This is a genomic window from Halomonas halodenitrificans DSM 735 (genome assembly GCF_000620045.1).
Lineage (GTDB): Bacteria > Pseudomonadota > Gammaproteobacteria > Pseudomonadales > Halomonadaceae > Halomonas > Halomonas halodenitrificans.
Genome location: NZ_JHVH01000009.1, coordinates 89,512 through 114,784, shown reverse-complemented (window position 1 = coordinate 114,784; position 25,273 = coordinate 89,512). Strand labels below are relative to the sequence as shown.

The following is a 25,273-nucleotide window of genomic DNA, read 5'->3' as shown; positions in this document are numbered from 1 at the left end:
GGGACTTCAAGCTTCCGGCTTCAAGCTTTCCAGTCGGTCGACCTTCTGCAACCCACGCGGCAGCTTGCTGCCGCGTCGGCCACGCTCGCCAAGATAATAGGCCAGATCGTTGGCCTTGAGCGTCAGATGTCGCTTGCCGGCATGCACCACCAGGCCGGTATCGGCCGGCAATACCACCAGGTCGCGGACGAACTCCTCGCGCCGTGCAGCCCGCGGGCCGGGGATATCGATCATCTTGTTGCCCTTGCCCTTGGCCATTTCGGGAAGCTCGCTCAGGGGGAAGAGCAGCAGACGTCCCTCATTGGAGACCCCGGCCACCAGCGCCCCCTCGTCCTCGGGCACCATCACCGGGGGCAGCACATTGCAGCCCTTGGGCACCGTCAGCACCGACTTGCCGGACTTGTTCTTGCCCACCAGTTCCTCGAGGCGGGCGACGAAGCCGTAGCCGCCGTCGGAGGCGAGCAGATAGCGAGTCGCCGGCGGCGCCAGCATCACACCGGCGATATGCGCGCCGGCCACCACATTGACCCGGCTGGTGACCGGCTCGCCCTGGCCTCTTGCGCTGGGCAGATTATGCGCCTGCAGGGTGTAGGCGCGGCCGGTTTCGTCGATCAGCACCAACGGCTGGTTGGTCTTGCCCCGGGCGGCGAGATGGAAGCGGTCGCCGGCCTTGTAGGAGAGCCCCGATGGATCGATCTCGTGGCCCTTGGCGCTGCGCACCCAGCCCTTCTCGGAAAGCACCACGGTGACCGGGTCGGCGCCCACCAGCTCGACTTCCGACAGCGCTCGAGCCTCCTCGCGCTCGACAATGGGCGAGCGACGCTCGTCACCGTGGGCCTCGCCGGCATCGCGCAGCTCGTCCTCGATCAGGTCGGTGAGTCTGCCCTCGTTGCCCAGCAGCTCCTGCAGATGGTCACGCTCGGCCTCGAGCTCGTCCTGCTCGCCGCGGATCTTCATCTCCTCAAGCTTGGCCAGATGGCGCAGGCGTAGCTCCAGGATCGCCTCGGCCTGGCGATCGCTGAGGCCGAAGGCCTCCATCAACGCAGGCTTGGGGGCGTCTTCCTCGCGGATGATGCGGATCACTTCATCGATATTGAGGTAGGCGATCAGCAGGCCTTCGAGCAGGTGCAGGCGGTCCTCGACCTTGCCCAGGCGATGCTCCAGGCGTCGGCGCACCGTAGCGCGCCGGAAGCGCAGCCATTCGCCGAGCATGTCGGGCAACGGCATCACCCGCGGCCGGCCGTCCAGGCCGATCACGTTCATGTTGATGCGAATATTCTTCTCGAGATCGGTGGTGGCGAACAGGTGCGCCATCAGCGCCTCGATGTCGACACGATTGGAGCGCGGCTCAATCACCAGCCGAGTCGGTTCCTCGTGGGTCGATTCGTCACGCAGGTCGGCCACCATGGGCAGCTTCTTGGCCTGCATCTGGGCGGCGATCTGCTCGAGCACCTTGGCGCCGCTGACCTGATAGGGTAGCGCGGTAATCACCACGCTGCCCTCCTCCCGCACATGGCGGGCGCGCAGCTTCACCGAGCCCCGCCCGCTCTCGTAGACCTTGCGCAGGTCGGCACGCGACGTGATGATCTCGGCCTTCGAGGGGAAGTCCGGTGCCGGCAGGTGCTCGATCAGATCCGCGGTGGTCGCCTCGGGGTGGCGCAGCAGGTGGCAGGTGGCCTCGACCACCTCGTTCACATTGTGCGGGGGAATATCCGTCGCCATGCCCACGGCGATGCCGGTGCCGCCGTTGAGCAGCACGTGCGGCAGCCGGGCCGGCAGCACCACGGGCTCATTCATGGTGCCGTCGAAGTTGGGGGCCCAGTCCACGGTGCCCTGGCCCAGTTCGGCGAGCAGCACCTCGGCAAACTTCGCCAGCCGCGCCTCGGTATAGCGCATGGCCGCGAAGGACTTGGGATCATCGGGGCTGCCCCAGTTGCCCTGGCCATCCACCAGCGGGTAGCGGTAGCTGAACGGCTGGGCCATCAACACCATGGCCTCGTAGCAGGCGCTATCGCCGTGGGGGTGGAACTTGCCCAGCACATCGCCGACGGTACGCGCCGACTTCTTGTACTTGGCGCTGGCATTGAGGGCCAGCTCGCGCATGGCGTAGATGATACGGCGCTGCACCGGCTTCATGCCGTCGCCGATATGCGGCAGCGCCCGGTCGAGAATCACGTACATCGAGTAGTCGAGGTACGCCTTCTCGGTGTATTCGCGCAGCGAAAGGCGTTCGACGTCGCCCTCCGCCACCTGGATATCCATGGTCATTCGGTGACCTCTTTCATGATTGCATGACTACTGCCGTACAACGCGGATGCCCGATTTGACTCTGCCGCCAAGGCCGCTTTTTTGGGGTCAGACCCCAGCCGTGAAGCTCCCGGCGAAGCCGGATCACACCTCGATATCCGCCAGATCGTTTTTGGGGTCTGACCCCAAAAGCTCAAGCCGGGTCATACCTCGATATCCGCCAGATTGCCATAGTCCTCGAGCCAGCTCTTGCGATCGGCGGCGCGCTTCTTGGCCAGCAGCATGTCCATCATCTCCATGGTGCCGTCGTCGACCTCGCGGGTGAGCTGCACCAGGCGGCGTGTTTCCGTGGCCATGGTGGTCTCGCGCAGCTGCAGCGGACTCATCTCGCCCAGGCCCTTGAAGCGCTGGACGTTCACGGTGCCCCGCTTGCCCTCCAGCTTGCGCAGGATCGCCGCCTTTTCGCTCTCGTCCAGGGCGTAGAAGACCTCCTTGCCGAGGTCGATGCGGTAGAGCGGCGGCATGGCCACGAAGACATGGCCGGCGTCGACCAGCGCCGGGAAGTGACGCACGAACAGCGCACACAGCAGGGTGGCAATATGCAGGCCGTCGGAGTCGGCATCGGCAAGAATGCAGATCTTGTGGTAGCGAAGCTTGGCAAGGTTGTCGCTGCCGGGGTCCATGCCCACGGCCACGGCGATATCGTGGACCTCCTGGGAGCCATAGATATCGTGGGATTCCACCTCCCAGGTATTCAGTATCTTGCCACGCAGCGGCAGGATCGCCTGTGTCTCGCGGTTACGCGCCTGCTTGGCGCTGCCGCCGGCGGAGTCACCCTCCACCAGGAACAGCTCGCTGGCGGCGGGGTCCTGGCCGGAGCAGTCGGCCAGCTTGCCGGGCAGCGCCGGACCCGATGCCACCTTCTTGCGCGCCACCTTCCTGGAGCTCTTCTGGCGACGCTGGGCGGCACTGATCACCAGTTCGGCCAGCGCCTCGGCCTGGCCCACATGCTGGTTGAGCCACAGCGAGAAGGCATCCTTGACCACGCCGGAGACGAATCCCGCCACGGTCCGCGAGGAGAGCCTCTCCTTGGTCTGGCCGGCAAACTGTGGGTCGAGCATCTTGACCGAGAGCACATAGGAGACGCGCTCCCAGAGGTCCTCTGCGCTTAGCTTCACGCCTCGCGGCAGCAGGCTCCGATACTCGCAGAATTCACGCAGCGCCTCGAGCAGACCGGCGCGCAGGCCGTTGATGTGGGTGCCTCCCTGGGTCGTGGGTATCAGGTTGACGTAGCTCTCCATCAGCGGCTCTCCCCCTTCGGGCAGCCACTGGATCGCCCAGTCCACGCCATGCTCGTCATCGGCGAAGTGGCCGATAAAGGGCGAGGCGGGCAACACCTCGAAGCCGTCGGTCGCCTGGGCCAGATAGTCGCGAAGACCATCCGCATATTGCCATGTGCTCTCGGTGCCATCGGGCTCCACCAGGCTCACCTCGAGCCCCGGGCAGAGCACCGCCTTGGCACGCAGCAGGTGCCTGAGACGAGCGAGGGCCAGGTGCGGGCTGTCGAAGTAGCTCGTTTCGGGCCAGAAGCGCAGCACCGTTCCGGTGTTGCGCTTGCCCACGCTGCCGATCACCGCAAGCCCGGAGACCGGCTCACCATGCTCGAAGGCGATGGCATGACGGCTGCCACCGCGCAACACCTCTACCTCCAGGCGCCGGGACAGGGCATTGACCACCGACACTCCGACCCCGTGAAGGCCGCCGGAGAACTGATAGCTGCTATTGGAGAACTTGCCCCCGGCATGCAGCCGGGTGAGGATCAGCTCCACCCCCGAGACACCATGTTCGGGGTGGATATCGATGGGCATGCCCCGGCCGTCGTCGAAGACCTCGATGCCGCCGTCCTCGAACAGGCGCACGACGACGCGGCTGGCGTGACCGGCCAGCGCCTCGTCGACGCTGTTGTCGACCACCTCCTGGATAAGGTGGTTGGGACGGCTGGTGTCGGTGTACATGCCCGGGCGCTTGCGCACCGGCTCCAGGCCGGAAAGCACCTCGATCGAGCTGGCACTGTATTGCGTCATGAGTCGTCCGGTTCCTTAGTGTTGGCTGGCCTGGTCGTCCGCCGGCAGGGCATGGCCAGCGTGGGCCAGCACCGCCGGCAGGTGCCGGGCGAGTACCGTAAAGGCGTGGTCGGCCCCGGGGTGCAGCAGCATCCTTGCCCCGCGATAGAGCGAGCAGGTATCGGCCGGGGCGAGCACCTCGTCGGCGGTGCCCAGCAGCAGCAGGTAGCGTTCGGGGGTCACCGACTCGGGCGTCAGCGCCTCCAACTCGGCCAGATGCTGCTCGCTGACCGTGAAGCGCTCGCCGGTATGGTCATTGACGAAGTGCTCGCCCACCCAGTCGGCCACCAGATCCGCCGGGCGCACCGCCGGGTTGATCAGTACCCCGGCAAGCTCAAGTCGCTCGGCCAGGCAGGTGGCAAGAAAGCCGCCCATGGAGCTTCCCGCCACCAGCGGGCGCTCCCCCAGTTCGGCCAGGCACGCCTCGGCCAGCGTCAGCGCCTCACACGGATGATGGGGCAGCTGGGGCGTGATACAGGGCAATCCCACGGCCTCGCAGGCGCGACGCATCGCCACTCCCTTGGGCGAGGCGGCGCCGCTGTTGAAGCCATGCAGATAGAGCACCCCGGTCGCGGGTACCGGCCGATTTGGTCCGCTCAGCATACCGCAACACCTGTATGGGTAGCCAGCCTCACGAGGATGCCTCCGCCGCCCAGGCCGCCTCGATCAAGGCGCGGGTGGAGGCATCCATGGTCGCGAGCCCCTCGCGACTCTCGAGGATACGCTGGGTCTCGCCAGCGATCTTCTTGCCCAGCTCGACCCCCCACTGGTCGAAGGGGTTGATCCCCCAGATCGTGGCCTGGACGAACACCTTGTGCTCATAAAGCGCAATCAGCGCCCCCAGGGTGGTCGGCGTCAGCTCGTCGAGCAGCAGGGTGCTGGAGGGCTGGTTGCCGCGATAGCGCTTGTGACCGGGGCGTGGGCCATCGTCGGCGATGGCGTCATCCCCCAGCATCAGCACGCGGGACTGGGCGAAGCAGTTGGCCAGCGTCAGGCGATGCTGACCCTTGAGATGGGCTCGGGTGGCGTCATCCTCGACGCCATCGTAGCGCCGCAGCGGGGCAATGAAGTCACACTCCACCGCCTGAGTGCCCTGGTGAAGCAGCTGGTAGAAGGCATGCTGGGCATTGGGGCCGAGTTGGCCCCACAGTACCGGGCAGGTGGCGTAGCTCACCTCGCGGCCATCGTGGGTCACCGACTTGCCGTTGGACTCCATCTCCAGCTGCTCGAGGTAGGCAGCGAAATACTCCAGCCGTCCGTCATAAGGCAGGATGGAGTGGGCCCGTATATCCAGGAAGTTGACGTTCCAGATGCCCGCCAGGGCCAGCAGCACCGGCAGGTTGTCGGCCAGGGGCGCCTCGCGAAAATGGCGGTCCATGGCATGAGCGCCGGCCAGCAGCGCCCGGAAGTTCGGCATGCCGGTCACCAGGGCGATGGGCAGGCCGATGGCTCCCCATAGCGAATAGCGCCCGCCCACCCACTCCCAGAACTCCAGCTGGTGCGCCTCGGCAATGCCCCACTCGCTCATCTTCTCGGCGCTGGCCGAGACGCCGATAAAGTGCTGTCGCATGACCAGTTCGCCATCGACGCCATCACTGTCTCTCAGGCGACTAATCAACCAGTCACGGGCGGTGTTGGCATTGGAGAGCGTATCGATGGTGGTAAATGACTTGGACGACAGCACGAACAGCGTGGTCTCGGGGTTCAACCGCCGCAGGTAATCGACCAGCTGGGAGCCGTCCATGGTCGAGGCGAAGTGAACCTCGATGGCATGCACGCCCTTGGGGCGATAGTCGGCCAGGGCATGGGTCACCATCAGGGGGCCGAGGTCCGAGCCACCGACCCCCAGATTGACCACATCGCGGATCGGCTTGCCCGTGGCGCCTCGCCACTGGCCGGCATGGAACTGCTCCACCATATCAGCCATGCGCGCCAGGGTATGATGAACCGAGGGCACCAGGTCCTCCCCCTCCACCACCAGGGAGGCATCGGCAGGCAGGCGTAGCGCCGTGTGCAGTGCCGGACGATCCTCGCTGATGTTGACTCGCTCACCGGCCAGCAGGCGCTCGATCGCGCCAGGCACCTCGGCCTGCTCGGCCAATGCCAGCAGGCGCCGGAGGGTCTCGGCGGACCAGCGTTGCTTGGAGAGGTCCAGGGTGAGGCCCGCGGCGTGGCGGGTGAAGTCGGGCTGACGCTCGGGTTCCGCGGCAAACAGCTCGCGCAGGTGGCGTTTGCCCACTTCTTCGGCATGCGCCTCGAGCTCACGCCAGGCGGCGCTCTCGTTGTTCATCTTTCTACTCCTTGAAAGCGGCGGGTGCGAGGGCGAGGCGGCACGCGTAGAATGGCGGCCGTTCCCGTCTATCTGGCCCGATCATGAGTAACGCATCTTACCGTGACGCGATCTTTTCGACACCCCTCGACCGGGTGGCCCGCTTCTCTTTCGACGAGCGGGTCGTCGCCTGTTTTCCCGATATGATCCGACGCTCGGTGCCGGGCTACGGACAGATACTCGGCATGCTGGGGCTGATTGCCCAGCGTCACCTGCGCCACGGCGCCCGGGTCTATGACCTGGGCTGCTCGCTGGGCGCCGGCGGCCTGGCCCTGGCCGGCCAGCTCGCCCCGGATGCCTTCTGCTACACCGGCATCGACCTCTCGCCGGCCATGGCCACCCGCGCCCGGGAGACGCTGGCCGCCGAGTGTCCCGACCATGCCATGACGGTGCTCGAAGGCGATATTCGCCACCTGGAGTATCAGCCGGCGGGCATGATCGTGCTCAATTTCACCCTGCAGTTCCTGCCGCCCGAGGACCGCGACGCCCTGGTGGCACGCCTGTTTGCCGCCCTGGAACCCGGCGGCGTGCTGGTGCTTTCGGAGAAGATTCGCGCCGAGGACGAGCAGGAGAATGCCTGGCTGGTCGAGCGTTATCACGACTTCAAGCGCGCCAACGGCTACAGCGACCTGGAAATCAGCCAGAAGCGCACGGCGCTGGAGAATGTGCTGGTACCCGATACCCTGGCCGAGCATCACGCCCGCCTGGCCCGGGCCGGTTTCCCGCGCACCCATACCTGGTTCCAGCTGCTCAACTTCGCCTCTCTGGTGGCCTTCAAGAACGAGGCCTTCAAGGACGCCGCCACGCCGACGCCACTGGAGGCCTGAACCATGCCGATCGCCGCCGAGCACCGCGACCTCTATCGAGCCTTCATCGACCAGGGCCTCGACACCTGGCTGGCCCAACTGCCCGAACAGCTCGCCGCCGGGCTCGACCGCAAGCGCTTCGGCGACCTCCCCGCCTGGGAGAAGGCGGTGGCCAAGCTGCCGGCACTGCCCGACGAGCGCCGGGTGCAGCTGAATGCCGATACTGTCAGCGTCGACCTCGCGCTCGACGCGAGTCGTCGCCGCCAGTGCGAGAACCTGCTGAAACAGCTCGCACCCTGGCGCAAGGGCCCCTTCTCGTTGGGCGGCATCCATATCGATACCGAGTGGCGCTCCGACTGGAAATGGCAGCGCGTCGCCCCTCATCTGGCGCCGCTTTCCGGCCGACGCATCCTTGATGTGGGCGGCGGCAGCGGCTACCACGGCTGGCGAATGGCCGGCGCGGGGGCCGACTTCGTGCTGGTGATCGACCCCTCACCGCGCTTCTTCTGGCAGTTCCAGGCAGTCCGCCACTTCGTCGGCGACGCCGATGAACATCGCACCCACTTCCTGCCGGTCGGCATCGAGGAGGTCCCCGCGGGTCTCGGCTTCTTCGATACGGTGTTCTCCATGGGCGTGCTCTATCACCGCCCTTCCCCGCTGGAACACCTGCAGCAGCTCAAGGAGACGCTCCGGCCCGGTGGCGAGCTGGTGCTGGAGACGCTGGTCGTCGAGGGTGACGCGACCACGGTGCTGCTCCCCGGCGAGCGCTACGCCGCCATGCCCAATGTCTACTTCCTGCCCTCCTCCACCGCCCTCTGTCACTGGCTCGAGCGCTGGGGCTTCGAGAACGTGCGCGTGGTGGACGAGGCCGTTACCATCACCGACGAGCAGCGCGCCACCGACTGGATGACCTTTCAATCCCTGGCCGACTTTCTAGACCCCGAGGACCCCACCCGGACCCGCGAGGGCTACCCCGCCCCGCGTCGCGCGGTGATCATCGCCAACCGGGGAACATAATACCGGGAGGGAGCAAGCTACCCGAAGACCTTGGGATCAGATAACAAGGTATGCCAGACTGCAAGCTCCACTACCCGCAAGCAAGGAGAGCAACATGGGCATACTCGCATGGATTCTGTTCGGCCTGATCGCCGGTGTACTGGCCAAGTGGATCATGCCCGGCAGGGATCCCGGTGGCATCATCGTCACCATCCTGATCGGTATCGGCGGTGCCTTTGTAGGCGGCTGGCTGGGTTCGATGGTCGGCATGGGCTCCATGGGTGACTTCAGCCTGGGCAGCTTTATCACCGCCATCCTCGGTGCCATCGTCCTGCTCGGCGCCTACCGCATGATCAGAAAGTGATGGCGGGGCCAGCCTTTAACGTCTGAGGATGACCAGCCAGCGCCCCAGATTGAGAATGCTCGACAGCGACGCCGCCACATAGGTGAAGGCGCAGGCGGTCAGCACATGGCGGGCCCCGGCCATGTCCCCGGGCGGGATGTATTCCTTGAGCAGCGGCAGGGCACGCTGAAAGCTGGCATCGAATTCCACCGGCAGGGTCACCAGATGCACCAGTGCGGCGGTGCCGAAGCTGATCACCGCCGCGGCCACCACGATGACAAGCCCGCCGGGCAGCCGGGTCAGCACGAACAGGAAGGGAGCGGCCATCATCAGCAGGGCTCCCAGCTTTTCGGCCTTCTGGGCCACCGCCACCAGCCGCGAACGCGCCAGCAGCGGCGCATATCCCCGATGATGCTGAATGGCATGGCCCACCTCATGGGCCGCCACCGTCACCGCCGTCAGCGAGCGCCCCTGGTACACCTCCGGGGAGAGCCGCACGCAGCGCGCCTCGGGGTCGTAGTGATCTCCCCGCTCGGTCGCCTCCACCCGTACGCCTTCGATGCCGAGACGGCGCAGCAGGTGTTCGGCCAGCTCTGCTCCGCTGCCGGGGTAATCATCTCGACCGCGCGCATGGCGCTTGAGCACCCACTGGGCCCAGACATTGGGCAGCAGGAAGATAGCCAACAGCAGAACGATCACCAAGACAATCATCACGGGCACCCGAGGCAAACTGGCGATAGAGACATTCAGGGTATCAGGAGGGGCGCTTCATCAGGAGGCCGGTCACGCCGGATCGCCTTCGCTGTCGGCGATATCCCGACGCACGGCCTCCACGCCGTAGCAAGAGATATAGCCATTGGCATGCGCATGCTCCGCCATCAGGGTGCTGTCGGGGGCCAGCACCAGCTCACAGCGTGTATGACGGAGCTGGTCGCGAAGCCGCTGAATGGCACGTTCGCGGCCCGGCTTGTCATCCACGCGGCGAATATATATTGCCTCGATACGGTCGGGATGGGCTTCGACGATCTGGGTATAGATCTCGGGGTCGTGCTGACCACTATCGCCGATCAGGATACAGGGCATCTCCTCGAACAGTGCCAGCATGCGAGTAATCAGCTCACGCTTGTGATCCTCGGCGCGACGCGGCCAGGGACGACGCAGGGAAATGCCCCACTCGCGCATGAACAGGATCGGTCCCACGGGAATATGGTTGAGCTGGAAGAAGGTCTCCAGGACCTCGTATATCGCCCAGGGGCCGCGTGATACATAGATGATGGGGCGCTGGGCTTGGCCATCCGCACCACGATGCAGCGCCTGATAAAGCGAGGCGGCGCCGGGAAAGGCGGTGCGCCGATGAGGCTTTTCGACGAACAGTCGATACAGCATGCGCAGCTTGTCGGCGACCCCGGTGAACATGACCGTGTCATCGATATCACTGATCACCATCAGGTCCGTCTCGGGCAAGGCCACGAAGACATCGACGCCAGCCTGGACGGGGGGCTCGCCGCCTGCCGTGACCACAAGGCCCGCTCGGTGCCAGGCTCTCTCTCCGGGCAGCGGATGGATGATGGGCAGCTGGGCATCGAAATAGCCATCCCTGTCCGTGGTGACAGTGACGGTATTGTCGCCGAGGCGTATCTCCACTTGAGCATCGGTGTAGCCGCGGCGAGCGATTCGCCGCACGACATCGGCGGTGTCGCGCAGCATGCCGTGGCGGGGGATCATCCGGCCGAGGCGTGCCTGACGGAACACGCGGCCCATCAGAAAGACCTGCTTGCGGGAGCCGTATCCTCGATACGGCTGGACCATCACGCCACCACGCCCATGGTCACGCTTCATGGGACTGGCGACGGTACGCACCAGCCGCTTGATAAAGTCCAGAACGTGCCGAACGGGCACAATGGGGGATTTCATGAGGCGCAGAGGCTCCTTGCAACTTGTCGACTTTCCTTACCGTCCAGGATCACCCGAACCCAGGCCCCCAGCCGCGAGTAATGCTCCTCTCGGCCGCATGTTGATAACTTAAGCAGAGAAATCGACCCGCTCTACCCGCGTCGTCAAGGCGTCGCCATCCAGATCGACGACGCGATACCCGGGTCGAGCCACCGGGTCGACGGCAAAGTCTTCACTGCCCGGCAAGAAGGGGTCGACGGTGGAGGGGCAGCCGTAGACCCTGACCTCACCCTCCTCCAGCGCCTGGCGCCCGACGAAGGCCTGGTGGATATGGCCGCAGAGTATCGCCCGAGCCCGGGAATACGGCGCCAGAGTCCGCCAGAACGCCTCGGCACGCCGCAGGCCGATGGCATCCAGCCAGGTGGACCCTACCGCCAGGGGTGGATGGTGCATGGCGATCAACACCGGCCGCGACGCATCGGCGGCGAGGCGCCCGGCCAGCGCCTCCAGGGCCTCATCACCGAGTTCCCCATGGGGCTTGCCGGGCACATGAGTGTCGAGCAGCAGGAGGCGCCAGGCGCCCAGGGTCAGCTCGGTGGCCAGGGGGCGAACGGCGGCCATGGGCTCGAGTACATCGTGGTTGCCGGGCAGCCACTCCCAGGGGGCATCGAGGGTATCCAGGGTGCGCCCGGCCAGGGCATAGGAGGCGGCGCTGTCATCGTTGCTGATATCCCCGGTAACCAGCACCAGGTCCGGGCACTCCCGGTTGACGGCTTCCACCACCGCCTCGAACTGGCGTAGTGGCACCCCGCGCCTGCCGCGGGCGTCAGGGTCGGCATACAGATGGCAGTCGCTGATCTGAACCAGGCGGGGCATGGCGGGCTCCGGGGATAAGCCGCTTAACGCAGCTCGGGCAGGTCGAGGGAGTGGCCGTGGGCCAGGCCGTGCTCCAGCCACTCGCCGAGGAAACGGTTGAGCTGCAGCTTCTCGTCAGGCTGGTGCATCTGGGCGTTGGGATAACGATAGCGGCCGTGAAAGTGGCGCTGGCGCTGGAAATCGGTGACCTCGGCCATGCGGACATCGTGATAGAGGTGCACGCGCATGCGGGGAGTCTCGAGGTACTCATCGAGAATGCCACGCTGCGAGACCCGGATGATACTGGTATAGGGCGCGCGCTCCTGCAGCTTGAGACACAGCTCACCCACGCGGCGTCCATTGCTGATCAGCTCCACCTCACGGGTCTCCCCCGGCTCCAGCTCGCTCATCAGGCGGACGAGTCGCAGATAATTGGCGCTGCATTCGCCCTGCAGGCTCTTCAGGTCGGTCACATAGGCGTTTCTCGTCGACACGCTATCTCCTTGCCCGCAATGAGGCCCGCTCGCCCGCCAGCCAGTGGAAGGCAATCAGGCACATGGCATTATCGAGTCGACCAGCCTGCAGGAGTTCCCAGGCCCGCGCAAACGACATCACATGCACGCGAATGTCCTCGTGTTCCTCGTCCAGGCCATGCACCCCGCCGATGTCACGGCTGTCGACCAGGCCGCAGAGCAGCGTCACCCGCTCGTTGCAGGCGCCCGGGCTGGGGTAATAGGTGTGCAGCTCGAGCAGCTCGCCCACCTCGCAGCCCGCCTCTTCCTGGCTTTCACGACGCGCCACCTCGGCAACGCTCTCGCCGGACTCCACCAGGCCGGCCACCACCTCCAATTTCCAGGGGGATTCGGGGTCGCCCAGGGCGCCGGCGCGGAACTGCTCCACCAGCACCACGGCATCGCGCTCGGGGTCATACAGCAACACCCCTACCGCATCATGGCGTTGGTGAACCTCGCGCACCATGGGCTGGCTCCAGCCCCCCTCGAACAGGCGGTGACGCAGATGCAGGGCCTCCAGGCGGAAGAACCCCTGATAGAGACAGCGACGCTCCTGCAGCTCCACGTCATCACGGGTGAAGGGTGCCGCAGTCGGGTCCGGGGTCTCGCATGGGTCACGCATGGCACTCTCCGGTCACAGGAAAGGCTCCATTATCGTGATCACCACCGGCGATGCCAACCTCGAACGCCACACCCCTGGGCGAGCACGCAGGGTTTGAGAGCCCCAGCCTAGAGGCTGACCAGCAGCTCGCGGGCCTCGCCACGCAGCGCTTCGTCGGATGCCTTGCGTTCCGGCCGAACCTGTCCGTCCACGGCGCGCCGGGCGTGCTCGCGGGCCTCATCCAGGCGATCTTCCTCCTTCAGGAAGGCAGCATAGTAGAAGTTGACGTCGATGCCGTCGGGACGAATCGACAGCGCCTGCTGGAACATGCGCTCGGCGGTCTCGCTGTCGCCGAAGCCTATCAGGCCGCCGGGCACGCGGTCGTAGAGAGCGCCCAGGGTCACGTAGGCAGAACCGTTGTGCCCCCGGGGGTCAATCTCCACCGCCCGCTCCAGGGCGGTGCGCGCACTCTTGGCACTGGAGAGCGCGCCGAGGCTACCGCGCTCGCGCGCCCAGGAGGCCTCGATGATGCCCTGCCATACCAGCGGCACCGCCGCATCGGGATGCGCCTCCACCAGCCGCTCGGCCTGGCCGGCCAGGGCCTTGAGCCCAGCGCCGCGCTCGCCTTCCGGCTGCTCGGTCACCACCCGCTCCCAGTGGTTCTTCATGCCCTCCACGCTCGCTTCCCAGGCCTGTGCCGCGGCCAGGGGAAGCACGCTCAGGCCCAGGCTGATGCCCAGCCCCATGGCGCTTGTCAGCAGTCGACGTCGTATCATCTCGGCTCTCCTTCGGGTGTTGGTATTGTGATCCCACCCCGAATGTAACGAACGTTTGAATGATCCGCCAGTCGCATCCGTTTTGGCCAACACCGCTCGCTTGGCGTATGTTCCCGCCAGATACCGTAAAAGCCCAGCAGCACGAGGTGCCAAGATGAAAGGCCGTAACATGACCCGCTGGCGCGATCCGGCCAAGGACCCGCGCCAGGAGCCCAAGAGCCACCTGATCACCGCCGAGGGCGCCGAGCGGCTGCGCGGCATCCTCGACCATCTCGCACGGGTCAAGCGCCCCGCCCTCTCCACCAAGGTAGGCGAGGCGGCGGCCCTGGGCGACCGCTCGGAGAACGCCGATTACACCTATAACAAGAAGGAGCTCAACCGCGTCATCGCGCGCATCCGCTACCTGACCAAGCGGCTCGACGAGCTGACGGTGGTGGACCGCCTGCCGGCGGATACCGGCAAGGTCTACTTCGGCGCCTTCGTGACCCTGGAGGACGAACAAGGCGAGGAGATGCGCATCCGCATCGTCGGCCACGACGAGATCGCTCCGGACCGGCACTGGATCAGCGTCGACTCACCGCTGGCCAGGGCGCTGCTCGGCAAGCCCCTGGACGAGGAAGTCACCGTGGCCGCCCCCGGCGGCGAGACCACCTATATCATTACCGAGATCGACTACCGCGACCCACAGGCATAGGAGTGCCACCATGCCGGTCATCTTCCGCTACAAGGGTATAAGGTTCTTCTTCTACTCCAACGAAGGCAACCCACTCGAGCCTATCCATGTTCATGCAGAAAGCGGAGATGGAGAAGCCAAGATCTGGCTGGAACCGCAGGTCGCTATCGCCAGCAGCGCTGGCTACAATCGGAAGCAGCTCTCACAGCTTATGCAGCTGGTGGAAGAGCATCGTCGTGATATCGAGGAGGCCTGGAATGAGCATTTCCGCCAAGACCGTCAGCTTTGACGACTACACCATGTGGGTCGAGCTCAACGATGGCAGAACGCTGGGCATCCCACTAGCCTGGTTTCCACGCCTGCTGCACGCCACTCCCGACGAACGCGACGCCTGTCGCATCAGCTACTCAGGCAAGGGACTTCACTGGGATGCCCTCGATGAGGACATCTCCATCGCCGGGCTGCTCGCCGGCCGAGGCGACATCACGCAGCATCACGATCACGTCGCCTGATCAGCGCTTGATGGCGCGATAGACCCGGTAGCGGCGGTCGTCGGCGAGAATCTCGAAGCGACCGAAGGCGCGCTCGAGCCGATCCGGATAGGGCAAAAAGGCATTGGCTACGATGATCAGCGCCCCACCGGGCCGCAGATGATCCGGGGCCTCGCCGATCAGCCGGGCCGCGGGGCCGTAATCGATGGCGCGCTCCTGATGGAAAGGCGGGTTGCTGATGATGGCGTCGAACCGACGCCCCGCCAGCGCCGAGTAGACATCGCTTTCCAACACCTCGCCGGCCAGCCCGTTGGCCGCCAGGCTACGCCGGGTTGCCTCCACCGCGAAGGCGTTGACATCCACCGCACTGACCCGGGCCCCCTGGCGCGCCAGCCGGGCGGCAAGAATACCGTCGCCGCAGCCCATATCCAGCAGCTCGCGGCCCTCGAACGGCAGGGTGCCGGGCAGGGCCTCCAGCAGCAGCCGGGTGCCATCATCCAGCTTGCCGTGGCCGAACACCCCTGGGTGGCTGGCGAGGGTTAAGGGCTCGCCAGCCAGACCGGCATCGAAGGTGGTCCAGGCCGCCGCCGAGTCGATGCCCACGCGGCCGAGGCGGGTCTCGAACAGCGAGCAGCGCCGGGCGCCGTCGAGCTTGCGGCAGCCCAGGCCGAGGGCGGCCAGCACCTTGAGCACTCGCTTGATGCCCCCCTGGTTCTCGCCCACCAGCCGCAAGGGGGTGCCCTCGGGCAGGGTGGCGCATAGCCACAGCAGCCACCATTCGCCCAGGGCATGGCTCTTGGGCCAGAACAGTACCGCCCCGGCCGGGGTGGCCTCGGCGCCCGCAGGCTCGGGGAAAAACGGCGAGTGCGCCTTTCCGCCGGCGCCTCGCCAGGCCTCGCGCACCGTCAGATCGGCACTGACCGCCACGCCCTGCCCCGCCTCCAGCCAGGCATCCCGGGGCGGCGCTATCCACCACCAGCCGCGATAGTCGGCATCCTGGCGCTCCAGCAGCTGGCAGACAGGATGCTCGGCACGGGGTGTCTCGACATTCATGGCAGGGGCTCCTGGTTTTGTAAAGAGGTTGGAGAAGAGGCGGGTGAAGAGACGGATGAAATAGGGGTGTCGCGGCGCACCAGGGTATAGAGCAGATAGCGGCCCAGCCGCCAGTGGGGGTCGACCCGACAGTACTGCCACTCGAGCTCGAACAGCCGCTCGCGCTCGGCATCGCTCTGGGGCGGGCTGCGCAGATAATCGTGGAAGACGCGCACTCCCGCCACCCCGCGCACTTCCAGGCCCAGTTCGGCGCTCCAGGCCATGATCTGGGCGTGGGTCAGCGGCGAGATCGGCGTCAGGCGCTTGCCCAGCCCCTTCCCCTCCAGGCGGTCATCCAGGGCCTTCTGCAGGTTGCCCTTGGCCACGTTGGAAAAGCGCAGAGCATCGCGGTTGAAGACCATCAACGAGAGCTGCCCGCCCGGGGCCAGCAGGCCGGCCAGGATGGCCAGCGCCGCCCGCGGATCCCCCAGCCACTCCAGCACCGCATGGCAGGCAATCAGCGACCAGGGCCCAGGGGCCTGTTCGGGAAGGGCCTGCAGCGGGGCCGAGAGGAGGCTCACCTCTCGCCCTGCTGATATTTCCAGGAGCACCTCGCGGGCCCGCTCGAGCATCTCGCCGGAGGGCTCGGCCAGGGTGACCGGATGGCCCCGCTCGGCGAACCAGGCGGCCAGCTGACCCAGTCCGCCCCCCACGTCGAGCAGCGGCTGGCCGCGAAGGTCGAGCATCTCGGGCAGCAGGCGGTCGAGCAGCGCCAGGCGCAGCTCGCCGCGTATGCCGCCGTAGAGGCTGGCGGCGAACTTGTCGGCCAGGTCGTCGAAGTGGCGATCGCCATGGGCGGAGAGTGGAGACGAAGGGTCGGTCATCGGGCTACCTTGATCGAAGATGCCGGCATTCTACCCGCAAGCCACCCCTCGCTCATATTCTTCCCGGCAAACACGCCGATGCCGGTGCCACGGTTTCCCTCCGCGGCGCATTTCTCTATAATGCGCCGCGTGTTGCCCCCATAGCTCAGCTGGATAGAGCGTCCCCCTCCTAAGGGGAAGGTCTCAGGTTCGAATCCTGATGGGGGCGCCAATCATTTCAACAAGTTACCCTCACATATTGCCCGCAACTTCTCTCCCATTCTGCTTTCTCTCCCTCATCCACCCCCTCGTTTCGGTAGCACTACCCCTGCTCGAGCTGAATCCTCAGCGTGACTCAACACCCGCGCAGTGACCGCGCAAGCATCTCGTTCCATGCCTTTCGGCACACCTTTAATTGCCATCCATCGCACATGGTGATGCTGGCTGCGGATAACCGTCAGCCCTCTGCGTGGTGCCTTGGCCCGACAGGCGATCAGCATGGCGTTCCTCGGGGATAGCACAGGCGGCTTCGCAGGGTGTTCAACACCGTTCTGCGTCCGATATCCTGCTCGACGGCGAAGCTGGGCGAGATGCAGGATCAAATCGTTGGTGGCGAACTTGCCCGACGACAACCGCTCCAGGTCGAGGTCGGCCTTGATCTCGCTGTGGAATTGCTCATTGCTGTCCATGCCGAAGGTGTCGATGTCCAGGTAGACGTGTGTCGTCTCGGCGGCGATCGGTGCCTCGACCAGTGACAGCAGTGTCGTGGACCAGGTGACAATTGTTGGGTATGGCTCTGTTTGGGTGATTGGCGATATTCGCTATATTACCATTAATATCAGTAATTTATAATAATTGTAGAGGTCGATCTCACGAGTTTAGGTTTCACCCATGGCGAGTGATCCTCTTGAATCGCGTGATGTCCGTACCAAGGAGTGGTCTAGGCCATGCTGGCGGGCTACTTCTCTTAAGCTGGTGCCATCGTGAAAACACTCCTTTGCCACCAGCAGCTTGAACCAATGGTCGTATCTATTGCCCATAGAAACACCCCGAAGGTTGGAATAGGTGTCCAATTTTCGGGGTGCAGTTCATTTTCACGATACCGGGGTGTTGTCGTTTTTTGCTCAGTGCGTCGGCATGGTGAAGTGGTTGGTTTCCCCCCGGATGCCGCTAGGCCAGCGCTGGGTAATGGTCTTCATGCGGGTATTGAAACGCACGCCATCTGGTCCATGCATGTGCAGTGGACCAAACAGTGAACGCTTCCAGCCACCGAAGCTGTGAAACGCCATGGGCACCGGAATCGGCACGTTGACGCCGACCATGCCGACCTGTATCTGCTCACAGTACTGGCGAGCGGCATCGCCGTCGCGGGTGAAGATGGCGGTGCCGTTGCCAAATTCGTGATCGTTGATCATGGCGACGGCCTCATCGAAGCTGTCGGCACGCGCGATGGCCAGCACAGGCCCGAATATCTCCTCACTGTGGATACGCATCCCTGGCGTGACGTGATCGAATAGCGAGCCACCCAGGAAGAAGCCCTCTCCGGCATTCTCGATGGCGGTGTTGCGTCCGTCGACGACCAGCTCGGCACCCTCGTCCACGCCGGTCTGAATATAGCCCTTGACCTTCTCCAGGTGCTCGCGAGTGACCAGCGGGCCCATGTCATTGTCCGGTCCCTTCACCACTCCGGGACCGATGGTCAGCTTGTCGAGCTCGGCTACCAACTTGTCGCGCAGGCGCTGGGCGGTATCCTCGCCTACCGGCACGGCGACGGAAATAGCCATGCAACGCTCGCCGGCACTGCCGTAGGCGGCCCCCATCAACGCGTCGACGGCCTGGTCCAGGTCGGCATCCGGCATGATCACCATATGATTCTTGGCCCCGCCCAGCGCCTGGACGCGCTTGCCGTGAGCCGAACTGGTGGCGTAAATGTACTCGGCAATGGGGGTAGAGCCGACGAAGCTGGCCGCCTCGACCCGCTCGTCGGTGAGCAGCACGTCCACCGACTCCTTGTCGCCATTGATCACATTGAAGACGCCGTCGGGCAGGCCGGCTTCCTTAAGCAGCTCGGCCAGGCGCAGCGGCGTGGACGGGTCCTTCTCGGACGGTTTCATGATGAAAGTGTTGCCGCAGGCCAAGGCAATGGGGAACATCCACATCGGCACCATGGCCGGGAAGTTGAACGGCGAGATGCCGGCACAGACACCCAGCGGCTGCATCATCGAGTAGCTGTCCACCCCGGTGCCGACATTCATGGAGTGCTCGCCCTTCTGCAGGTGCGGGATACCACAGGCGAACTCCACCACCTCCATGCCACGGGTTACCTCGCCCTTGGCGTCGGAGAAGACCTTACCGTGCTCTGCGGAGATCAGTCGTGCCAGCTCGTCGATATGTTCTTCGACAAGCGCCTTGAAGTTGAACAGGATGCGTGCACGGCGCACCGGCGTCATCTTCGACCAGCCGGCGAAGGCGTCATCGGCGATGCGGACGGCCTCGCGGGTCTCATCGACGGAAGCCAGCGCCACTTTGGCGCTCTGCTCGCCGGTGGACGGGTCATAGACGGGTGCGGTGCGGCCGCTCTGGCCCGGGACGATGCGGCCATTCAGGAAGTGATGAATCTGATTCATGAATTCAAACCCTCTAGTTTCAGTGTCAGGAAAGTATCAGTTGGTAATGTCGAAGCCGGCTTGTTCGGCCAATGAGCTCAAGTTTCGATAGCCCAGACGCGCATAGCTCAGCGGACGGGCCACCTCGGGGTCCTGCTCGGCCTCGACTACCATCCAGCCCCCGTAGCCGCTCTCTCGCAGCCCCTTGAACAGGGGGGCGTAGTCGATGTGACCGTCGCCCGGCACGGTGAACATGCCGTTCAATACACCATCCAGGAAGCTGAGGTCACGGTTACGAACATCAACGAGCACTTCCTTGCGGATGTCCTTGCAGTGCACGTGGATGATCCGCTCGGCGTAGCGCTGCTGGACAGCGACCGGGTCACCTCCGGCGCCCACCAGGTGGCCCGAGTCCAACAGCAGGCCGACGGAGGACTTGGTCTCGGCCATCAGACGCTCGATCTCCTCGGGCGTCTCGATCACCGTGCCCAGGTGATGGTGATAGGCAATCTGCACGCCCTGATCCAGGCAGTAGTCGGCTACCTGGTTAAGGCGCGGAATCAGCGTCTTCCACTCCTCCTCGCTCATCCGGGGCGAGTGGGACAGCGGTGTCTCACGCTGTCCATGGATACAGTGTGTCACCTCGCAGAACACCATCGCCGTGGCGCCCAGCGACTTGAGCAGATGCAGGTGCGGCTTGAGCGCCTCGATTTCTTCCTCGGCGCTGCGGGTCAAGAGCCCGCCGCTGTACCAGCCGGAAACCAGCGAGAGCCCGTGCTTGTCGAGGATCGGCCCCAGCACCTCGGGGGTGCGGGGAAACTTGTTGCCCAGCTCGAAGCCGGAGAAGCCGGCCTGCTTGCCCTCAGAGAGACACACATCCAACGGGGTATCACCACCCAGCGACGGCATGTCGTCGTTGGTCCAGGTCAGCGGGTTGATCCCCAGGCGTACGGTAGACATGGAATACTCCTTGCGAGGTGAGCATGGCCACTCCTTCCTCGCTATTCGTGTACTGAAAATCAGCGATGCTGACGTTGCTTGGCCTTGCGGTACCCCGCGTAAGCCACGTTGACCTGTTCGCGCCGGGAAATCTCAGGCACTGCCACCTCCCACCAGGCACCGCCCTCGGCGGTACTGGGCAGAGGGTCGGTATCCAGGGCGATGACATAGGTCGTGCTGGCCTGGCGAGCGCGTGTGAGCGCTGCTTCGAGGGCCTCGATGCCGCTGACCGACTCGGCCTGGCAGCCCAGGGCACCGGCGTGGGCGGCGAAATCGATCTTCGGAGCACCCTCCGGCACCGTGCGGCAGTCGGCGAGCAGGTTGTTGAAGCCGGCCCCGCCAGTAACCTGCTGCAGGCGGTGGATGCAGCCGAAGCCACGGTTATCGAGTACCACCACGACCAGTTTGTGGCCCAACATCACCGAGGTGGCAAGCTCGGAGTTGTGCATCAGGTAGGAACCGTCGCCGACCATCACGAACACCTCGCGCTCGGGGCGGGCCATCTTGACGCCCAGTCCGCCGGCAATCTCGTAGCCCATGCAGGAGTAGCCGTACTCCACGTGATAGCTACCGGGGCCGGCGCACTGCCACAACTTGTGCAGCTCACCAGGCAGGCCACCAGCGGCGCATACCACGACGCCGTCTTCACCGGCCTGGCGGTTGACCGCACCGATCACCTGGGCATCGGTGGGCAGGTTGCGTCCCGCATCGGCAGTCACGCGCTCCACCACTTCGGCCCAGTCGCGCTTGAGGCCACCGGCCCTCTCCTGCCAGGCATCGGCGGCCCGCCACTCGGACAGGCCGGCGTCCAGCGCCGCCAGGCCATCGAGGGCATCGCCGGTCAACGCCAGGGCATGATGTTTCTGACTGTCGAAGCGCCCCACGTTCAAGGCCACCAGAGTCAGGTCGTCACGCTCGAAGAGTGCCCGCGAACCAGTGGTGAAGTCCTGAAGGCGGGTGCCCACCGCCAGGATCAGATCCGCCTCCTCGGCCAGGTGGTTGGCGGCGGCACTGCCGGTGACGCCGATGGCCCCCACCGCCCAGGGGTGGGCGTCGGGCAGGGCCCCCTTGCCAGCCTGGGTCTCGGCCACCGGCACACCATGCGACCGGGCGAACTCGCTCAAGCGCTCGCAGGCATCGGCGTAGTGCACCCCGCCACCGGCGATGATCAGCGGGCGCTCGGCGCGGGCCAGGGCAGCGATGGCCGCCTCCAGCTCACGAGGATCCGGCTGGGGACGCCGGATGCGATGCACCCGGGGCACAAAGAAGCTCTCGGGGTAATCGTGAGCGAAGGTCTGAACGTCCTGGGGCAGTGCCAGAGTCGCCGGACCACAATGCTCGGGATCGAGCAAGGTGGCGATGGCCTGAGGCAGGCTGGTCAGCAGTTGCTCAGGCCGGGTAATGCGGTCGAAGTAACGTGACACCGGCCGGAAGCAGTCGTTGACGGTAACAGCCGGGTCGCCGAAATGTTCCACCTGTTGCAGCACCGGGTCGGGCTCGCGTGTGGCAAAGGTGTCCCCCGGCAACAGCAGGATCGGCAGGCGGTTGGCATGAGCCAGACCCGCCGCGGTAACCATGTTGGTGGCCCCGGGACCGGTGGAGCTAGTGGCCGCCATCAGGCGACGCCGCCCGTTGGCCTTGGCGAAGGCAATGGCGGCATGGGCCATGCTCTGCTCGTTGTGGGCGCGCAGTGTAGGCAGCTCCTCTTGAGCGTGATAGAGAGCCTCTCCCAGGCCGGCCACGTTGCCGTGACCGAAGATAGCGAAGACACCTTCAAACAGCGACACCTCACGACCCTCGAACTCTATACGCTGGGCAGCCAGGTACTTGATCAGGGCCTGGGCCATGGTCAGACGAATGGTGCTCATGTCAGGATTCCTCCCCTTGGGGTGTGGCACTGCGCAGCCGCCGCCACTCCTGGATCAATTCGGCATAGTTATCGGCTACACGAGCCACCAACGCCGCATCGTCGATGCGGCCCGCCAACCACTCGCGGCTAGCCGCGGCGAACAGGGTTCGGCCCACGGTAAATCCCTTGCAGTGCGACTGACGGGCAGCCGGAGCGAAACCGCGTTTCATCTCTTCCATGGGCGCATCGAGGCCTAGCAGCACCACGCCACGGCAATGCGGGTCCTCGGCGTCGAGGATCCGGCCCACGGCCCGCCAGGCGGCGTCGGATAGGGCTGGCAGTTTCCACCAGTCGGGACGAATACCCAGGTTGTAGAGCCGCTGCAGGCTTCGCGCCAGGGTGGCGTCATCCACCGCCATGCCAGCCGGCGGAATCACCTCCACCAGCAGCTCCAACCCACTGGCACAGGCCGCCTGATAGAGTTGGCGGATTCGCGCCTCCTGTTCCAAGCGTAATGCGAGGGCATCGTCCGGGTGGTAGAACACCAGACACTTGATGATGTGCTCGCCGGGCCAATGTCGCAGGCAACTGCCCAGGTCGTCACCATGCTGGAAGCGCAGTGGCCGCGAACCGGGCAACTCCACCGGACGACCGATCCACCAACCGCGCCCGGAAGCCTCGTTGAGGGCATCCTCGCCGAGCACGTCATCCACCAGGATCGCCGGCGCCTGTAGCCCACCGCGGTGTGCCCCTTCCTCGGCCGCCTGAACCAGCAGGCGCTTGAGAGTCGGCAGCCGAGCGGGATCCGCATGCTCCTCACGCGCCATGTCGGCCACCTGGCTTCGGTGGTCGAAGGCCAGCCCGCACACCTCGGTCCATGAGGCGGGGCTGCGGGTGGTGACGCGATGCAGGTGATTCAGGTGGTCGTCCCTGTCGGGTCGCGTCACCGTATCGCGGCGAGCCAGGTAGTCGAACAGTTCCTCCTCGGTAGGCATGGCCGGGGCGCAGCCGTGGCGTGAAACCACCAGCGCCCCACACGCATTGGCGTAGGAAGCACTGGTTTCCCAACTCTCGCCTCGCAACCATCCCCTCAGCAGGCCACTCATGAAGGCGTCGCCAGCGCCCAGCACGTTGAGCACCTCGACCTTGACTCCCTTGACCAGGATGCCATCCTCGATCCGCGCGGGGATCTCGCCCTCGAAGACCACGCAGCCCAGCGGGCCCAGCTTGCATACCAGGGTGGCCTCGCTGACTCGGCGCACCGCACGCAACGATTCGAGGGTATCGGTGCTTCCGCCGGCAATATGGAACTCTTCCTCGGTACCCACGATCAGGTCGAAGTTGGACAGCCACGACTGCAGACCAGTAGTGACGGTCTCATCGGCGATGAAGCGGGTCTCGCCATCGCCCGGTGCGGTCAGGCCCCATAGCACCGGGCGGTAGTCGATATCCAGCACCCGCTTGACGCCATGTTCGGCAGCGGCATCCAGCGCCTTGCGACAGGCGCGGCGCGTCGTTTCGGTGGAGAGGTGGGTGCCGGTGATGGCCAGCGCCCGCGCGCGGCCGATAAAGGCTGGATCGATGGTATCCGCGTCGATGGCCATGTCGGCACAGTCGCGGCGATAAAAGAGCAGCGGAAAGGAGTCGCGATCTTTCAGCGCCAGCAGCACCAGGCCGGTATGGCGCTCGGGGTCGGTCTGCAGGGCCGTGGTATCGACGCCCACGCGCTCGAGCTCTTCGCGCACGAAATTGCCCATCTGTTCCTCGCCCACCCGGGAGAGCATCGAGGACCTGAGCCCCAGCCGCGAGGTGCCATAAGCCACGTTGCCGGAGCTGCCGCCCAGGTACTTGGCGAAACTGGTGACGTCCTCGAGGCGACTGCCGACCTGCTCTGCATAGAGGTCGACGGCGACGCGGCCGAGGCAGATCAGATCCAGTGACTGCGGATCCTTAGAAGGGTTAAACATGATGATTCTCCACGTCGCTTGTTGTTGACCTAGGTGTCGGAAGCAATCAGGGCTGACGCGACTGATGCTGTTGCTGCATGCCTTCCTGTAGCTGCGAGGAGGACCACCCCTCGGCAAGCGCGCGCTCAAGCAGCTGTTGCGGCGTTTCCGGAGCCATGCCATCACGCGGTGGGGTGCGATCGAGATTGGCCGGGAAAGCGTAGCCTTCGGCAATGGCAGCAATGCAGGCCTGAAGAGATGGTGACAAGCCCTCCTGCGTGTAACGTGCCTGCAAGGCCGGATAGCAATGGGTCACCAGCACATGGAGATCGACGGCTTCCATGCACTGACCGAATGCCGAGGAGACCTGCAGCAAGTTGGCCATGCGCCGATCACCGCTGCGGTTGGCACCCGCAGCATGAAAGAGCGCTGGATTGAAGAAGAGACCATCACCTTTGGTCAGCGGCAGTTGAACATGATGCTGGGCAAACACTGCTTGGAATTCGGGATCCCGCCAGGCCAAATAGCCTTGGGGATAGCGCTGGGAATAAGGTAATAGTTGCGTCGGACCAGTCTCCAGCGGCATGTCGGTGTGCGCGATAGCGCCTTGCAGCGTCAGCAGCTGAGAAGCCATCTGCATCGACATCGGAAAACGTGACACGATGTCGTCAGGCTGGAAGCCTAGATGGTAATCCCGGTGCGGGCTCTGCGCCTGGCCGCCGGGGTTGACCACGTTGACCTGCGAGGTAATTCGATAGAAAGGTCCCAGCCATGCCTCGCAGACCAGCGCCATCAGCGGGTTCGCGTAGTAGTCGACGAAGCCGCTGGGATCTTCTAGACCATGCTTCTGGAAGGCGTTCCAGATGCGATCATTGCTACCAGGCGGGGCAAAGTGATCGCCGCGCTCCCCCGAGACCTTTTCCCTTTCGATGATGTCGAGAAAACAGGCGCTGGCATCATCGACCGTCCGGGTGTCGCTGTACATGCCCTGAATGACCAGCACGCCGGGGCCTTCCAGCAGGCAACGGTGCCATTCCTCAAGCAGGTCGCGACGAGTCGAGGCATCTTGGCTCGCGGCCAGGATGTCACGAGCGACATAGAGGGGCACCCGTGACTGGATCCGGGCAGCCATGGGGTAGTCTGTGACAGAGGGTTGGCGATCACAAAGCGCCTCGAAGGCGGCCACGTCCAGTGCCTCAGACTTGGTGAAGTATGGAGATACAGGTTGGGTCATGATCATCAGTGCCTTACTCCGAAAGTTAACCAGCACCCTGACTGGCGAAGTGCTTCTCAGGGGGGCATGGTCGTGCCCGTCTAGAGGCGCGCGAGCCTC

Annotated in this window: 24 protein-coding genes and 1 tRNA gene; 8 read left to right on the top strand and 17 right to left on the bottom strand. The window is 65.0% G+C overall.

Going from position 1 to position 25,273, the window contains the following annotated elements:
* Positions 1-6 precede the first annotated feature (6 nt).
* From parC to pgi, 4 genes are all read right to left on the bottom strand, one after another.
* Complete coding sequence (parC, locus tag Q358_RS0106370) at positions 7-2,268, bottom strand: DNA topoisomerase IV subunit A (RefSeq protein WP_027961289.1); 2,262 nt, start codon at positions 2,266-2,268, stop codon at positions 7-9.
* A gap of 182 nt (positions 2,269-2,450) precedes the next feature.
* The gene (parE, locus tag Q358_RS0106365) at positions 2,451-4,331 is read right to left on the bottom strand and encodes a DNA topoisomerase IV subunit B (RefSeq protein ID WP_027961288.1); all 1,881 of its coding nucleotides are present in this window, start codon (positions 4,329-4,331) and stop codon (positions 2,451-2,453) included.
* 15 nt (positions 4,332-4,346) lie between these two features.
* Positions 4,347-4,973, bottom strand: a complete 627-nt coding sequence (locus tag Q358_RS0106360; protein ID WP_027961287.1) for a YqiA/YcfP family alpha/beta fold hydrolase — start codon at positions 4,971-4,973, stop codon at positions 4,347-4,349.
* 28 nt (positions 4,974-5,001) lie between these two features.
* Positions 5,002-6,660: a glucose-6-phosphate isomerase gene (pgi, locus tag Q358_RS0106355; protein WP_027961286.1), complete on the bottom strand. Its 1,659-nt coding sequence runs from the start codon at positions 6,658-6,660 to the stop codon at positions 5,002-5,004.
* A gap of 83 nt (positions 6,661-6,743) precedes the next feature.
* Here pgi and cmoA point away from each other — a divergent pair, with 83 nt between their 5' ends.
* From cmoA to Q358_RS0106340, 3 genes are all read left to right on the top strand, one after another.
* Complete coding sequence (cmoA, locus tag Q358_RS16705) at positions 6,744-7,526, top strand: carboxy-S-adenosyl-L-methionine synthase CmoA (RefSeq protein ID WP_051530212.1); 783 nt, start codon at positions 6,744-6,746, stop codon at positions 7,524-7,526.
* A gap of 3 nt (positions 7,527-7,529) precedes the next feature.
* Positions 7,530-8,522, top strand: coding sequence for a tRNA 5-methoxyuridine(34)/uridine 5-oxyacetic acid(34) synthase CmoB (gene cmoB, locus Q358_RS0106345; protein WP_027961285.1), 993 nt, complete (start codon positions 7,530-7,532; stop codon positions 8,520-8,522).
* 94 nt (positions 8,523-8,616) lie between these two features.
* Entirely contained in the window at positions 8,617-8,865 is a 249-nt protein-coding gene (locus Q358_RS0106340) for a GlsB/YeaQ/YmgE family stress response membrane protein (protein ID WP_027961284.1), read from the top strand.
* 15 nt (positions 8,866-8,880) lie between these two features.
* On the opposite strand, the gene Q358_RS0106335 is transcribed toward Q358_RS0106340, so the two are convergent.
* From Q358_RS0106335 to Q358_RS0106310, 6 genes are all read right to left on the bottom strand, one after another.
* A complete protein-coding gene (locus Q358_RS0106335; protein ID WP_027961283.1) occupies positions 8,881-9,555 on the bottom strand; it encodes a zinc metallopeptidase in 675 nt (224 codons plus the stop codon).
* Between the two features lie 72 nt (positions 9,556-9,627).
* A complete protein-coding gene (locus tag Q358_RS0106330) occupies positions 9,628-10,758 on the bottom strand; it encodes an App1 family protein phosphatidate phosphatase (RefSeq protein WP_245598282.1) in 1,131 nt (376 codons plus the stop codon).
* Between the two features lie 108 nt (positions 10,759-10,866).
* Positions 10,867-11,613 carry a phosphodiesterase gene (locus tag Q358_RS0106325; RefSeq protein WP_043487756.1) on the bottom strand — a complete coding sequence of 249 codons (747 nt, stop codon included), beginning with the start codon at positions 11,611-11,613 and terminating at the stop codon, positions 10,867-10,869.
* A gap of 23 nt (positions 11,614-11,636) precedes the next feature.
* Positions 11,637-12,086 carry a DUF1249 domain-containing protein gene (locus Q358_RS0106320; RefSeq protein WP_027961280.1) on the bottom strand — a complete coding sequence of 150 codons (450 nt, stop codon included), beginning with the start codon at positions 12,084-12,086 and terminating at the stop codon, positions 11,637-11,639.
* A 1-nt stretch (position 12,087) separates the two neighbouring features.
* A complete protein-coding gene (locus Q358_RS0106315) occupies positions 12,088-12,726 on the bottom strand; it encodes an NUDIX domain-containing protein (protein ID WP_027961279.1) in 639 nt (212 codons plus the stop codon).
* A gap of 107 nt (positions 12,727-12,833) precedes the next feature.
* A complete protein-coding gene (locus tag Q358_RS0106310; protein ID WP_027961278.1) occupies positions 12,834-13,481 on the bottom strand; it encodes a tetratricopeptide repeat protein in 648 nt (215 codons plus the stop codon).
* Between the two features lie 154 nt (positions 13,482-13,635).
* Here Q358_RS0106310 and greB point away from each other — a divergent pair, with 154 nt between their 5' ends.
* Genes greB through Q358_RS0106295 form a run of 3 tightly spaced genes read left to right on the top strand, consistent with a single transcriptional unit; the run spans position 13,636 to position 14,666 of the window.
* Positions 13,636-14,175, top strand: a complete 540-nt coding sequence (gene greB / locus Q358_RS0106305) for a transcription elongation factor GreB (protein WP_084286462.1) — start codon at positions 13,636-13,638, stop codon at positions 14,173-14,175.
* A gap of 10 nt (positions 14,176-14,185) precedes the next feature.
* Entirely contained in the window at positions 14,186-14,443 is a 258-nt protein-coding gene (locus Q358_RS0106300; protein ID WP_027961276.1) for a DUF4160 domain-containing protein, read from the top strand.
* The gene (locus Q358_RS0106295) at positions 14,412-14,666 is read left to right on the top strand and encodes a DUF2442 domain-containing protein (RefSeq protein ID WP_027961275.1); all 255 of its coding nucleotides are present in this window, start codon (positions 14,412-14,414) and stop codon (positions 14,664-14,666) included. Before Q358_RS0106300 ends, Q358_RS0106295 begins: the two co-directional genes overlap by 32 nt.
* On the opposite strand, the gene Q358_RS0106290 is transcribed toward Q358_RS0106295, so the two are convergent.
* Positions 14,667-15,698 carry a methyltransferase gene (locus Q358_RS0106290; RefSeq protein ID WP_027961274.1) on the bottom strand — a complete coding sequence of 344 codons (1,032 nt, stop codon included), beginning with the start codon at positions 15,696-15,698 and terminating at the stop codon, positions 14,667-14,669. It abuts the gene before it with no gap.
* Complete coding sequence (locus tag Q358_RS16700) at positions 15,695-16,561, bottom strand: methyltransferase domain-containing protein (RefSeq protein WP_051530211.1); 867 nt, start codon at positions 16,559-16,561, stop codon at positions 15,695-15,697. The genes Q358_RS0106290 and Q358_RS16700 overlap by 4 nt, the downstream gene beginning before the upstream one ends.
* Positions 16,562-16,695: 134 nt before the next feature.
* Here Q358_RS16700 and Q358_RS0106280 point away from each other — a divergent pair.
* A tRNA-Arg gene (locus Q358_RS0106280) sits at positions 16,696-16,772 on the top strand.
* A gap of 304 nt (positions 16,773-17,076) precedes the next feature.
* A complete protein-coding gene (locus Q358_RS18915) occupies positions 17,077-17,295 on the top strand; it encodes a hypothetical protein (protein WP_027961273.1) in 219 nt (72 codons plus the stop codon).
* Positions 17,296-17,664: 369 nt separating this feature from the next.
* Here Q358_RS18915 and Q358_RS0106270 read toward each other — a convergent pair whose 3' ends face one another.
* Genes Q358_RS0106270 through Q358_RS0106250 form a run of 5 tightly spaced genes read right to left on the bottom strand, consistent with a single transcriptional unit; the run spans position 17,665 to position 25,180 of the window.
* Positions 17,665-19,167: a CoA-acylating methylmalonate-semialdehyde dehydrogenase gene (locus tag Q358_RS0106270; RefSeq protein ID WP_027961272.1), complete on the bottom strand. Its 1,503-nt coding sequence runs from the start codon at positions 19,165-19,167 to the stop codon at positions 17,665-17,667.
* A 36-nt stretch (positions 19,168-19,203) separates the two neighbouring features.
* Positions 19,204-20,106 (bottom strand): myo-inosose-2 dehydratase, encoded by a 903-nt coding sequence (gene iolE, locus Q358_RS0106265; RefSeq protein ID WP_027961271.1) that lies wholly within the window; start codon positions 20,104-20,106, stop codon positions 19,204-19,206.
* Positions 20,107-20,165: 59 nt separating this feature from the next.
* Positions 20,166-22,013: a 3D-(3,5/4)-trihydroxycyclohexane-1,2-dione acylhydrolase (decyclizing) gene (iolD, locus tag Q358_RS0106260; protein ID WP_027961270.1), complete on the bottom strand. Its 1,848-nt coding sequence runs from the start codon at positions 22,011-22,013 to the stop codon at positions 20,166-20,168.
* Position 22,014: 1 nt separating this feature from the next.
* Positions 22,015-23,961 carry a bifunctional 5-dehydro-2-deoxygluconokinase/5-dehydro-2-deoxyphosphogluconate aldolase gene (locus tag Q358_RS0106255; protein WP_027961269.1) on the bottom strand — a complete coding sequence of 649 codons (1,947 nt, stop codon included), beginning with the start codon at positions 23,959-23,961 and terminating at the stop codon, positions 22,015-22,017.
* 46 nt (positions 23,962-24,007) lie between these two features.
* The gene (locus tag Q358_RS0106250) at positions 24,008-25,180 is read right to left on the bottom strand and encodes a phytanoyl-CoA dioxygenase family protein (RefSeq protein WP_245598281.1); all 1,173 of its coding nucleotides are present in this window, start codon (positions 25,178-25,180) and stop codon (positions 24,008-24,010) included.
* Between the last annotated feature and the right edge of the window lie 93 nt (positions 25,181-25,273).

What these genes read in the sequence shown, in the direction of transcription:
- Q358_RS0106250 (WP_245598281.1), bottom strand. Translation starts at nt 25,180, where the DNA reads ATGATCATGACCCAACCTGTATCTCCATACTTCACCAAGTCTGAGGCA.
- greB (WP_084286462.1), top strand. Translation starts at nt 13,636, where the DNA reads ATGAAAGGCCGTAACATGACCCGCTGGCGCGATCCGGCCAAGGACCCG.
- Q358_RS0106330 (WP_245598282.1), bottom strand. Translation starts at nt 10,758, where the DNA reads ATGAAATCCCCCATTGTGCCCGTTCGGCACGTTCTGGACTTTATCAAG.
- Q358_RS0106315 (WP_027961279.1), bottom strand. Translation starts at nt 12,726, where the DNA reads ATGCGTGACCCATGCGAGACCCCGGACCCGACTGCGGCACCCTTCACC.
- Q358_RS0106270 (WP_027961272.1), bottom strand. Translation starts at nt 19,167, where the DNA reads ATGAATCAGATTCATCACTTCCTGAATGGCCGCATCGTCCCGGGCCAG.
- iolE (WP_027961271.1), bottom strand. Translation starts at nt 20,106, where the DNA reads ATGTCTACCGTACGCCTGGGGATCAACCCGCTGACCTGGACCAACGAC.
- Q358_RS0106310 (WP_027961278.1), bottom strand. Translation starts at nt 13,481, where the DNA reads ATGATACGACGTCGACTGCTGACAAGCGCCATGGGGCTGGGCATCAGC.
- Q358_RS0106335 (WP_027961283.1), bottom strand. Translation starts at nt 9,555, where the DNA reads ATGATTGTCTTGGTGATCGTTCTGCTGTTGGCTATCTTCCTGCTGCCC.
- pgi (WP_027961286.1), bottom strand. Translation starts at nt 6,660, where the DNA reads ATGAACAACGAGAGCGCCGCCTGGCGTGAGCTCGAGGCGCATGCCGAA.
- Q358_RS0106340 (WP_027961284.1), top strand. Translation starts at nt 8,617, where the DNA reads ATGGGCATACTCGCATGGATTCTGTTCGGCCTGATCGCCGGTGTACTG.
- Q358_RS0106300 (WP_027961276.1), top strand. Translation starts at nt 14,186, where the DNA reads ATGCCGGTCATCTTCCGCTACAAGGGTATAAGGTTCTTCTTCTACTCC.
- Q358_RS0106290 (WP_027961274.1), bottom strand. Translation starts at nt 15,698, where the DNA reads ATGAATGTCGAGACACCCCGTGCCGAGCATCCTGTCTGCCAGCTGCTG.
- parE (WP_027961288.1), bottom strand. Translation starts at nt 4,331, where the DNA reads ATGACGCAATACAGTGCCAGCTCGATCGAGGTGCTTTCCGGCCTGGAG.
- iolD (WP_027961270.1), bottom strand. Translation starts at nt 22,013, where the DNA reads ATGAGCACCATTCGTCTGACCATGGCCCAGGCCCTGATCAAGTACCTG.
- Q358_RS16700 (WP_051530211.1), bottom strand. Translation starts at nt 16,561, where the DNA reads ATGACCGACCCTTCGTCTCCACTCTCCGCCCATGGCGATCGCCACTTC.
- cmoB (WP_027961285.1), top strand. Translation starts at nt 7,530, where the DNA reads ATGCCGATCGCCGCCGAGCACCGCGACCTCTATCGAGCCTTCATCGAC.
- Q358_RS0106360 (WP_027961287.1), bottom strand. Translation starts at nt 4,973, where the DNA reads ATGCTGAGCGGACCAAATCGGCCGGTACCCGCGACCGGGGTGCTCTAT.
- cmoA (WP_051530212.1), top strand. Translation starts at nt 6,744, where the DNA reads ATGAGTAACGCATCTTACCGTGACGCGATCTTTTCGACACCCCTCGAC.
- Q358_RS0106295 (WP_027961275.1), top strand. Translation starts at nt 14,412, where the DNA reads ATGAGCATTTCCGCCAAGACCGTCAGCTTTGACGACTACACCATGTGG.
- Q358_RS0106325 (WP_043487756.1), bottom strand. Translation starts at nt 11,613, where the DNA reads ATGCCCCGCCTGGTTCAGATCAGCGACTGCCATCTGTATGCCGACCCT.
- parC (WP_027961289.1), bottom strand. Translation starts at nt 2,268, where the DNA reads ATGACCATGGATATCCAGGTGGCGGAGGGCGACGTCGAACGCCTTTCG.
- Q358_RS0106255 (WP_027961269.1), bottom strand. Translation starts at nt 23,961, where the DNA reads ATGTTTAACCCTTCTAAGGATCCGCAGTCACTGGATCTGATCTGCCTC.